Below are 11,308 nucleotides of genomic sequence, written 5' to 3'. Positions count from 1 at the left end.
GACCACCGGATGCACACGCTCACCGACTGGCTCGGAAGCCTGTCGGGCCCCGTGATCTACGCCGTGGTCGCCGCGCTGGTCTTCATCGAGGACGGGCTGTTCATCGGGTTCGTCCTGCCCGGCGAGACGGCGGTGGTGCTGGGCGGCGTGCTGGCCGGACAGGGCCAGGTGTCGGTCTACTGGCTGACATCCGTGGTGGTGCTCGCGGCGGTCGCCGGAGACACCGTCGGCTACGAGGTCGGCCGCTTCTCGGGCCCCACCGTGCTGAACACCCGCCCGCTGCGGCGGCACCGCACGCGGGTCGAGAAGGCGCAGGACCTGATCCGCCGCCGGGGCCCCGAGGCGGTCTTCCTCGGCCGCTTCGTCGCCTTCTTCCGCGCCATGATGCCCACCCTGGCCGGGCTCTCCCGGATGCCGTACGCACGCTTCCTGCTGTTCAACGCGCTCGGCGGCCTGGCGTGGGGGGTGGGCTACACCCTGCTGGGCTACTTCGCGGGCACCGCCTACCAGCGGGTCGAGGAGACCGCCGGCCGGGTCGTCGCCGTCGTGGTCGCCGCGGCCGTGGTCGCCGGACTGCTGGTGTGGCACGTACGCCGCCGGCGCGCGGCGTCCCGGACCGGGGACGCCAGAGATGCGGGTGGTTCCGGTGACGCCGGTGACGCCGGTGACGCCGGTGACGCCGACGGCACCGACGGTGCTGACGAGGGGGCCCGGGACGCGGGTGAGGGCGCCTCCGGCTCCCGCGGTGCCGCCGACGACGGGTGAGCCCGTCGCGCCCGCACCGCGGGACGGGTCACCGCACCGTGCCGAGGCGCACCGCAGTTCCCTCCTGGCCCCGGCGGGCGCCCTCAGCCCTGGGCCGGGGAGGAGCGGAGCCAGCGGGCCAGCGCGGAGCGCCGTACCAGGTTCGCGGGGGCGGCGGGGCCCGCCTGGTCCGCGTCGGCGGCGATGTGGTCGCACAGGGCGTCGAGGTCGCCGTCGCGGACCAGGGCGAGGAGGCGGCGGCGGCGCGTGTCGAGCCGCGGCACCACCTCGCCGCCGTACTCCCTGACCAGCCGTGCCGCGCCCGCGCACACCGCCGCCCGCTCCTTGGGCGGCAGCGCGGGGAAGTCGGGGCCGAACAGCTGGCACACCTCGACGTGGAAGTGACGCCGGTGGAAGGCGTCCCGCAGCGGCCCGGGGGCCAGGAAGCGGCAGACCGCCTCGAAGAGGCGCGCGGCGCAGCGCAGCCGCAACCCGGCGGGGGTGCGGTAGGTGAGGTTGCCCGAGTCGGCGCGGCGGACGGCGAAGTAGTGCGCCTGGTCGGCCAGTACGGAGATCCGTCCGGCCCGCACGCACGCCTCCAGCACGAAGGGCTGGTCGCTGAAGACGGGCATGCCCTCGTCGTAGCGGATGCGGTGCTCCTCGATCAAAGAGCGCCGGAAGAGCTTGGTGTTGGACAGCGCCCACGGCAGCCCGTCGCCGACGAGCCGGATGGCCGGCGCCGTGTGGCTGAAGACCCCGGTGGGAACGGTACGTCGGCCGACCGGCGCCATCTTGCACAGCAGCACGTCGCTGCGGCAGTTGTCGGCCATGGTGACCATGCGCTCCAGCGCCTCGGGGGCGAGATGGTCGTCCGCGCCGAGGAAGAAGACGTACCGTCCCCTGGCCAGCTCCAGGCCCCGGTTGCTGGGCGCGGCGGGTCCGCCCGAGTGGGACCCGCGCTCGGTGGTGAACAGCGCGGGGTGGAGCGCGGCGTACCGCTGGATCTCCTCGGTGCTGCCGTCGGTGGAGCCGTCATCGACCAGGACGGCCTCCATCCGCCGCTGCCCGAGGGACTGGCCGACCAGCGAGTCGAGGCAACGGGTCAGGTAGGGCATCGTGTTGTGGACGGCGACGACGACGCTGACGTCCGGCTCCACGGCGGCGCTGCCCCCGGCCCCGGCCCTTCCGGCGGGACCGGCGGCCCCCGTCCCCGCGCTCATGCGCGCACCGCCGCGCTCCGGGCGGCCCGCGCGGCGCCTGGACCGGTCGGCGCCCGGCCGCCACCGCGCCCGGTGGTGCGGCCCGCACCGTCGCCGAGCACCACGCGGCGCACCCCCGTCCACAGGGCCGGGTCGGTGACCCGGCGCCCGTCCACCAGGACCCGCACCGTGGGGAGCCGGTCGGCGGACAGCTCGCGGTAACCGGCGTGGTCGGTCTGCACCACGGCCGCCGTCACCGCCTGCCCGGTGTGCGGACGCAGCCCCAGATCGGCGAGCTCGTGCGGGCTGAACAACGGGTCGGACACGTAGGGCCGGGCCCCGCGCTCGCGCAGGGCGGCGACGGTCGGGAAGACGCCGGAGAACGCGGTCTCCTTCACCCCGCCCCGGTAGGCGGCGCCCAGCACCAGCACCTCGGCCCCCGACAGGTCGCCGTAGGCGTCGGCGAGGAGGTCGACGGCGTGCGCGGGCATGGCCTCGTTGGTCTCGCGGGCGGCACGCACCACCTGGGCGCCGGGGTCGTTCCACAGGTACATCCGCGGGTAGACGGGGATGCAGTGGCCGCCGACCGCGATCCCGGGGCGGTGGAGACGGCTGTAGGGCTGGGTGTTGCAGGCCTCGATGACGGACTCGGCGTCGATGCCGTTCCGGTCGGCGAAGAGAGCGAGCCGGTTGGCCAGCGCGATGTTGACGTCCCGGTACGTCGTCTCGGCGAGCTTGGCCAGCTCCGCCGCCTCGGCCGAACCCAGGTCCCACACCCCGTTGGGCCGGGCCAGGTCGGTGCGGGCGTCGAAGTCCAGCACCGTCTCGTAGAAGCGCACCCCGTCCTTGGCGGAGGCCGGCCCGATGCCGCCGACCAGCTTCGGATAGCGGCGCAGGTCGGCGAAGACGCGGCCGGTGAGGACGCGTTCGGGGGAGAAGACGAGGGAGAAGTCCCGTTCGGGCAGCAGCCGGGAGCCCTCCTGGAGCAGGGGCGCCCAGCGCTCTCGGGTGGTGCCCACGGGCAGCGTCGTCTCGTAGCTGACGAGGGCGCCGGGCCGCAGTCCGGCGGCGACGGCGCGGGTGGCGGCGTCCAGGGAGCGGAAGTCGGGGACGCCGCGCTCGTCGACGACCAGGGGGACGACCACGACGACGGCCTCCGCGTCGGCGACGGCCGCGGTGGTGTCGGTGGTGGCCGTCAGCCGGCCCGCGCCGACCGCCTCGGCCAGCGCCTCGGCCAGGCCCTGCTCACCGGGGAACGGCTCCCGGCCCTCGTTGACGTCCGCCACGACCCGCGCGTCGGTGTCCACGCCCGTCACTTGGTGCCCCTTGGCCGCGAACTGGACGGCCAGTGGCAGCCCGATCTTCCCGAGCGCCACCACACAGATCCGCATCCGCTGCTCCTTCTCGCTCGTCCCGACCCGCCCGGTCCTCGCCGCCTGCCCGGTCCTGCGGCCCTGCTGGTTGCGCCGTCAGCCCCGTCAGCTCCGTGTAGATCCGGTCGAGCGTCGGTGCCTGTGCCTCCCAGGTCCATCCGGCCAGCAGCCCGGGGCGGCGGTAGGGCTCCCGGTAGCGCCCCGGATCGGCGAGGACGGCGCGTACGGCACGGACGTAGTCGGCGGTCTCCTCGGCGCGGAAGACCTCGCCCACACCGGTGCGCCGCGTGGCGGCGGCCATCGCCTCCACGTCGCTGACCACCACCGGCAGTCCGGCGTGCGCGTACTCGAAGAACTTGGTGATCAGCGCGATCTCGTGGTTCGGCCAGTGGTGCAGCGGGATCGCGCCGGCGTCGGCCTCCGCGAGGAAGGCGACGACCTGGTCGTAGGGCACATACGGCAGCACGTGCAGACGGTCGCCCACGCCGAGTTCGGCCGCGCGCGCCCGCAGCGCCCGGGGGTGGCGGGCGCCGGGTTCGGGTACCACCAGCGCCGCGTGCACCCCGGGCAGTGCGGGCAGCCCCTCGACCAGGGTGGCCAGGCCGCGCTGCGGGGCGGCGGCACCGCTGTAGACGACCAGCGGGGTGTCCGCGGTGACGCCGCACAGGGCGCGCAGGCCCGGCACCTCACCCGCTCCGACACGGCCTCTCGTGTGCCTTGCGGGCGCCTCGGGGGCCTCGGGCGCGTTGAGGACGACGTGCGGGTCCCGCGCCAGCCCGTGGGTGCGTCGCAGCAGCGCGGCCAGGCCGGCCGAGACGGTCACGACGGCGTCCGCGTAGGGCGCGTACTCGCGCTCGTGCGCCACGTGGGCGGGCAGCCAGCGCACGTCGTCGGTCCAGGGCCGCACCCCGGGGAGGAACTCGTGGGCGTCCCAGACGAGTTTCACGGTGCGCCCCTCGGCGGCAGCGCGGATCTTGGCGCGGGCGCCGACCCCGAGCATGCGGAAGTCGTGGGCGTGGACGAGGTCGGGGCGCAGCTCGTCGACGACTGCGCCGTAGGCCAGTTCGAAGTCGTAGAGGCCCGGCCACAGCCTGCGCCAGCACCGCTCCTTCGCGGTGCGTTGCCAGAAGGCCACGGCGGCCCGCTCGGTGAGCGTACCCGAGCCGCGCCGCGCCAGCCCCTGTTCCAGGTGGCGCGCCCGCAGCCCCGCCCAGCCCCCGGCGACCCGGGCGGCACCGCGCCCCAGCGCGAGCAGCACGGCACCGCCCCGGCGTGGGCCGCAGGCCGCGGCGGCGCGGCGGGTGCGGAGCTCGTCGCGGCGGGCCTTGGCACGCTGCACGTGGTAGCGGGCCGTCCCCGGACGGTAGGCCAGCGGCCGGGAGAGCAGGGGGCGACGGCTTTCCCGCGGCGTACGGGCCAGCGGGGTGGGCACGGGCAGCAGCCGCACCTGGGCGCCGCCCAGCCGCCAGGAGGCGGGCCGACCGTCGGGCGAGCGGCCCAGCAGGACGACCTCCCATCCGGCCGCGGCCGCCGAACGCGCCGTCTTCTGCACCCGGGAGTCGCCCACCACGCCGTTGCAGACCAGCATCACCACACGGCCACGCCGCCCGCCGGCCTGCCCCGCACCCGGTGCGCCACCCTCGAACTCCACGCTCGTGCCCTTCTGTTGTCAGGTCCGCCGGCCGATCCGCCGACGGCGCCGCTCGTGTGCTCAGCGCAGGAAGCCGTCCAGCACGTTCGCGGTGTAGCCGCCGTCGTGGTAGGTGCGGACGTACTCCACCGACTCCCGCGCCGTGTTCCGCGCGAACTCGCGGTCCTCGACCAGGGACTCGACGGCGTCGCGCAGCGTGGCGGGCGAGGCGTTGACGAGGGGCGGGCGGACACCGACCGACCGGTGCAGCCGCTCGTCCAGGTACGCGATCACCGGGCGGCCCGCGGCCATGCCCTCGCAGGCGAAGGTCCCGTAGGTGCCGACCGCGAACTGGTCCACGACGATGTCCGCCTCCTTGACCAGCTCCTGCACCTGGAGCCACGGCACGCCCGTCACCATGCGGAACTCGATCAGCCCGCGCCGGTCCAGCTCCTGAAGCACCGGCACCACCCGCTCGGTGCCCTTCGTCCAGCGTTTGGAGGGCGCGTGCACCACCACGGGGCGGGCCCGTTCCATGGCGGGCCGCTCGCTCGCCCACCCGTCCACGTCCACCACCAGGGGGGCCCAGCGGGAGCCGGGCAGCTCGTCCAGCAGGTCGGGGGTGGTCACGAACTGCGGCAGTCCGCTCTGCGCGGCCATCCGCCGGTTGCGGGCGCTCTTCGCCGTCAGGGCCGCCAGGATCGCCTCGTCGGCGGCGTGGAAGAGGGAGTGCTCATACCGGCTCATGTGCCGTTCGGGGTCGCGGACGTCGCTGCCGTGCGCCAGCAGCGCCACCTTGATCCCGGCGGCGGCCAGCGAGGGCAGGTCGTCGGAGATGTGGCCGCCGTTGAGCCGGCCGAGTGCGGGGGTGAAGGAGTCGGCCAGGTAGTGGGTGTAGGAGCCCAGCACGCGGCGGGCCCGGTCCAGTTGGAAGGCCAGGTCGCCGGTGTGCTCGCCGACCGCGTAGATGTCGGCCGGGTAGATGACGCTCTGGTCGTGGGTGTGCATCACGACCTCCGCCGACAGGTCCTGGCGCCGCTCGCACAGGGCGCGGGCGAACCCCGCAAGCTGCCCCGCCGAGTTGGCGCAGCCCAGGCCGAGCCGCACCGGCGTGCTGCCCAGCGAGCGCCAGCCGGGCGGCGCCCCGTCGGCCGGCGGGGGCTCCAGGACCCGCGCCTGTCCCGGGGAGCCGAGACCGGGCTGTTCGGAGACCGACCAGGACACGGTGCGCGGGGCCAGCCGGGCGGCGGTCTCGGGACCGGCGAGCCGCTCGTAGAGGTCCAGCAGACCGGCGGACTGCTGCTCCCACGACAGCTCCGCCAGCAGCGGCTCGGTGATCCGCTCGGCCAGCGCCTCCCGCCGGGACAGCCCGCGCTGCACGGCGGAGACGAAGGAGGGCACGTCGTCGGTGACGAACACCTCGCCCACCCCGGTGCGCTCCACGAAGGTGCGCAGCGTGCGCACCCCGCTGGTGACGAGCGGTACCCCGCCGTGCAGGTACTCCGCCGCCTTGGTGGGCAGCGAGACCTCGCAGTTGGGGACGTGGCGGAAGCAGATCAGCCCCAGGTCGGCGGAGGAGAGGTAGTCGGGCACCTGTTCCTGCCGCACGTACGGGACCACGTGGACCCGCTCGCGCACGCCGAGTTCCTCGGCGCGGACCAGCAGCCGTTGCAGGGTCGCGTTGGGGGTGGGCGCGGCGACCAGCGCGAGGTGGGTGTGCGGCAGCTTCGCCAGCCCCTCGACGGCGGTGTCCAGGCCGCGTTCCGGTCCGATCCATCCCGCGTACACCAGCAGCGGCACGTCCGGGCCGAGCCCGCAGGCGTCCCGTACCCGCACGCAGCCGTCCGTGTGGGCGCTGACGGCCTCCCGCACCGGCGCGTTGGCGACGACCAGCGGGTCCGCGGGCAGCCGGTAGGCCTCCCGCAGGATGCCCGCCAGCTCCGCCGAGACCGTGGCCACCGCGTCCGCGCGCCCGATGAACTCCTTCTCCACGCCGGGGAAGGCGGCGGCCCGCACCGCGTCCGGCCACTCGACGCCGCGCACGTACTCGTGCGCGTCGTACAGCCACGCGGTGCGGTGGCCGCGGGCGCGCAGCCGGGCGGCGCTGCGGGCCCCCACGGCGATCATCGTGACGTCGTTGGCGTGGATGACGTCCGGCCCGATCTCCTCGATGACCGGGCCGAACGCCAGGTCGAGATCGAGCAGTTCCGGCCAGTCGCGGCGCCAGTCCCCGGTCGGCCGCGGCGGGCCCGCCGCCGCCCTGCGCTCCCACCGGTAGACGCGGCCGCGCCCCTGGTGCGCGTACCGGCGCAACCGCACCCAGCCCTTGAGCGCCTCCCGCGCCACCGCCGCGCCCGGGCCGCCCGACGGGCCGGCCAGCCAGCCGACGCGGGCCGTCTGCTCGCGCACCCACGCCGCGTGCGCGGAGGCGGCCCGCGCCCATGCGCTGTCGTCGGGCAGCCCGAACCGGGTCAGATGCGCGCGCACATGGGGCCGGGACCGCTCCGCGTCCACCACGGCCCGCATGTGCCCGGCCACCGGCACCTTGACGACCCGGACCGGGCCCAGCACCGACTCCTCGCGCCGCTTGGAGGGGCTGCGGCCCACCAGTGTCACGTCCCAGCCCGCGCGGGCCGCCGCAATCGCGGTCTTCTGCACCCGGGAGTCGCCCGCGACGGTGTTCCCCACGACGACGGCCAGCCTCGGCCGGCCCCGCGGGCGCTCCTGGGCCGCACCGGCGTCCGCGTCCGCCCGCGGGCCGGACGGCTCCCGGTCCGCGGCGTCCTCGTCGAGCAGCCGCGCCCGGGCCGCGTCGGGCGCCTCGGGACCGGGCCCGCCGCCGGGGTGCGCCGCACGGCGCCGGACGATCGCACGTGGCCGCTTCATGCCGGGTACTCCGCAAGGTTGGCTGTGTCACGATCCGGGGTGTCCGCGGTCGGGCGGAGGTCCTGCACCGACGGCGCGTCACGTACGGGCGCGCTCCCCACCACGGCGGAACCCCGCCCGGCAACGGCACCAGGGTCGGCCACGGAGACAGGCGCGGGAGCGGTCGCGGAGCCGGTCACGGAGTCGGCCACGGAGACAGGCGCGGGGCCGGTCGGAGAGGCAGGCGCGGGACCGGTCGCGGGGCCGGTCGCGGAGTCGGCCACGGAGACAGGCGCAGGACCGGTCACGGAGTCGGCCACGGAAGCAGGCGCAGGACCGGTCACGGAGTCGGCCACGGAAGCAGGCGCAGGACCGGTCACGGAGTCGGCCACGGAGACAGGCGCAGGGCCAGCCGCGGAGCCGGCCACGGAAGCAGGCGCAGGACCGGTCACGGAGTCGGCCACGGAAGCAGGCGCAGGACCGGTCACGGAGTCGGCCACGGAAGCAGGCGCAGGACCGGTCACGGAGTCGGCCACGGAAGCAGGCGCGGGGCCGGTCGGAGAGGCAGTCGCGGAGCCGACCACGGAGACAGGCGCAGGGCCGGTCGCGGGGACGGACCCGGGACCCTCCGCGGCGGCAGACCCGGCGTCGCCCACGAGGGCAGGCGTGGGACCGGTCGCGGGCACAGGGCCGGAAGCCGCCGCGGCGTCGGTCGGGAGGGCGGGGCCGGAATCGGGCGCGGAGGCGGACACCAGGGCGGCTCCGGGGCTGACCGCGCGGTCGGCCACGCGGGTGGCCCGCCGGGTGGTCGCGGTGGTCGGCTCCGACGCGGGTGCCGCACTTGTGCCGCCGTACAGCGGGTGCACGCCGCTCCCGTCGCCGCCGCGCGCCGACTCCAGCACGGCAGCCGACACCTCCACCGTCCGCAGACCCTCCCGTACGGTGACGATGCCGTGGTCCGCTCCGCCGCCACCGGCCCGCACCGCGTCGCGGAATCGCTCGTGTTCGACGGTCAGCGGCTCCCGCTTGGGAAAGGCGTAGCGCACGGTGTCGCCCTCGGCCACCCCGCGGAAGGCGCGCAGTGCCTCCCACTCGGTGGCGACGGCGCCGTTGGCATGGAAGGTCAGATCGGCGGTGAGGGTGTCCGCGACGAAGCAGCCCCGCTCCCCGGTGACGGCCGTGAAGCGCTCCTTGAGCGGGCTGAGCCAGTTCACCAGGTGGCTGACCATCGTGCCGTCCGTCAGCGAGCCGACGACGGCGACCATGTCCTCGTGCTCCCGCCCGCTCTTGCAGACCGTGCGCGCGGCCAGCGACGCGTACGCCTGGCCGGTGATCCAACTCGTCAGGTCGATGTCATGGGTGGCCAGGTCCTTGACCACGCCGACGTCGGTGATGCGGTGCGGGAACGGCCCCTGGCGCCGGGTGACGACCTGGAAGACCTCCCCCAGCTCCCCCGCTGCCAGACGGGAACGCAGTTGCTGGAGCGCCGGGTTGAACCGTTCGACATGCCCGACGCCCGCGACCAGTCCCGCCTCCTCGAACGCGGACACCAGACGGCGGGCGGCTCCTGCCGAGTGCGCCAGCGGCTTCTCGATGAGCGCACACACCCCGTGCGCCGCCATCTGGAGGCCGATCTCCTCGTGCAGCGCCGTCGGGCAGGCGAGCACCACGTAGTCGACGCCCCGCCCCAGCAGCTCCGCCACCTCGTGCAGCACCGGTACGCCGGGCAGCCCGCGCAGGCTGTCGTGCGGGTCACCCGCCGGATCGACGGCACCGACGAGCTCGACGCCCTCCAGCGACATGAGCACCCGCGCGTGGTGACGGCCCATCGCGCCCAGCCCGATCAGCCCCGCACGCAGCGTCCCCGACCGGCGCTGCCGGTGGCCGTGGCCGCCCGGCTCGCCGGGGCCGTCGGCGGTCCTGGGGGCGTTCGCGGTGGGTGCCGTCGGCGGCAGGTGCTTCCCGCTCCCCGGCCCCGGCCCCGGCCCCGGCCCCGTCAACTGGAGCCTCCCGCCGCCTGTGCCGCACGGTGCGCCGCGGCCACGATCCGGTCCAGGTCGTCCGGGGCGAGCGACGGGTGCACGGGCAGGGACAGCACCTCGGCCGACGCCCGGTCGCTGACCGGCAGCCCGGCACCCGCGTACGCGTGCGCGTAGGGCTTCAGCCGGTGGATGGGGATGGGGTAGTGGACGGCGCAGCCGACGCCCTCCGCGCTCAACTGCGCCCGTACCGCCTCCCGGGCCGCCGCACCGCCCGGCACCCGCACCGTGTACTGGTGGTAGACGTGCCGGGCCCCGTCCGCCACCCGCGGGACGCGCAGCCCGCTGCCGCTCAGCCCCGCGTCCAGCAGCTTGGCGTTGCGGCGGCGCTGTTGCGTCCACTCCGCGAGGCGTTCGAGCTGGACGCGGCCGATGGCGGCGGCCACGTCGGTCATTCGCATGTTGGCGCCGACGATCTCGTTGTCGTAGCGCTGTTCCATGCCCTGGTTGCGCAGCAGGCGCAGCGTGCGGGCGCGCTGCTCGTCGGGGACGGCGACCAGGCCGCCCTCCAGCGCGTGCATGTTCTTCGTCGGGTAGAAGCTGAAGCAGGCCGCGTCGCCGAACGTGCCGACGGGATGCCCGTGCAGCGTCGCCGCGTGCGCCTGGCAGGCGTCCTCGATCAGCGCCAGGCCGTGCCGCTGTGCCAGTTGGGTCAGCCTGCCCATCGGCGCCGGATGCCCGTACAGGTGGACGGGCATCAGCGCCGCCGTGCGCGGGCCCACCGCCTCGGCGGCGGCGTCCGGATCGAGACAGAAGGTCTCCGGGTCGATCTCCGCGAAGACCGGCTCCGCGCCCGCGAGGCGTACCGCGTTGGCCGTCGCCGCGAACGAGAAGGACGGCACGACCACCTCGTCGCCGGGCCCGATACCCACCGCCAGCAGCGCCAGGTGGAGGGCCGACGTGCCCGAGTTGACGGCGACGCACGGGCGGCCCGCGACCAGCGCCGCGAACTCCTGCTCGAAGGCGGCGACCTCGGGCCCCTGCACCACCCGGCCGTCCCGCAGCACCCGCACGGCGGCCGCCACTTCGTCGTCCCCGATCACCGGCTTGGCCACGGGGATCGCCGGTGCCCCGTTGCCGGGTGCCGGCGGCGGCGTGCTCGCCGGCGCCGGGCGCGTCCCGGCGGGCGCCGGGGGCGCGACCGGCGCCACCACCCCGTCGTCGGTGGCCGCTTCCACGGGCACGGCCACCGACGCGGCTGCCGACACGGCGGGGTCGGCGGACGCCCCGGCCCCGGGCGCGGTCACCGTTCCGGAGGCGGGCCCCGTCGCGGGTGCGGGTGTGGGCGCCGTCGTGGGCTCGGCAGCCGGATCGATGTCTCTTCGCAGCCCTTGCATGGCGGATGTGCCCCTCCGGGGTCCCGGCAGATTCGTCCCTATGTGGACCCGCATCCGACAGCGCTCTTGCACTATAGGCTTACAAATCACTCGTAATGGCTACAGACGCCCCCGCTCCGTA

Annotated in this window: 5 protein-coding genes and 2 pseudogenes; 1 reads left to right on the top strand and 6 read right to left on the bottom strand. The window is 75.6% G+C overall.

Annotated features, from left to right (window positions below; translation table 11 throughout):
- Window positions 1-9 precede the first annotated feature (9 nt).
- Window positions 10-765, top strand: a complete 756-nt coding sequence (locus tag H297_RS37190) for a VTT domain-containing protein (RefSeq protein WP_051351985.1) — start codon at window positions 10-12, stop codon at window positions 763-765.
- A gap of 83 nt (window positions 766-848) precedes the next feature.
- Here the strand turns inward: H297_RS37190 and H297_RS37185 are convergent, their stop codons facing one another.
- The 6 genes and pseudogenes from H297_RS37185 to H297_RS0118990 form a co-directional block, all read right to left on the bottom strand.
- On the bottom strand, window positions 849-1,964 hold the full coding sequence (locus H297_RS37185; protein WP_078514302.1) for a glycosyltransferase: 1,116 nt from the start codon (window positions 1,962-1,964) through the stop codon (window positions 849-851).
- Window positions 1,965-2,056: 92 nt separating this feature from the next.
- Window positions 2,057-3,292 (bottom strand): annotated as a pseudogene (locus H297_RS37180) (nucleotide sugar dehydrogenase); the annotation flags it as partial.
- A complete protein-coding gene (locus tag H297_RS41830; protein ID WP_486589572.1) occupies window positions 3,189-4,967 on the bottom strand; it encodes a glycosyltransferase family 4 protein in 1,779 nt (592 codons plus the stop codon). The gene H297_RS41830 and the pseudogene H297_RS37180, both read right to left, overlap by 104 nt.
- A gap of 60 nt (window positions 4,968-5,027) precedes the next feature.
- Window positions 5,028-7,832 (bottom strand): glycosyltransferase, encoded by a 2,805-nt coding sequence (locus H297_RS0119000; protein WP_027738356.1) that lies wholly within the window; start codon window positions 7,830-7,832, stop codon window positions 5,028-5,030.
- An 857-nt stretch (window positions 7,833-8,689) separates the two neighbouring features.
- Window positions 8,690-9,670: pseudogene (locus H297_RS37170) on the bottom strand (Gfo/Idh/MocA family oxidoreductase); the annotation flags it as partial.
- 137 nt (window positions 9,671-9,807) lie between these two features.
- Window positions 9,808-11,187 carry a DegT/DnrJ/EryC1/StrS family aminotransferase gene (locus H297_RS0118990; protein ID WP_486589571.1) on the bottom strand — a complete coding sequence of 460 codons (1,380 nt, stop codon included), beginning with the start codon at window positions 11,185-11,187 and terminating at the stop codon, window positions 9,808-9,810.
- Between the last annotated feature and the right edge of the window lie 121 nt (window positions 11,188-11,308).

It is taken from the genome of Streptomyces sp. CNT360, assembly GCF_000424785.1.
Note: the sequence above shows the minus strand (reverse complement) of the source record. Positions and strands in the feature narration are given on the sequence as shown.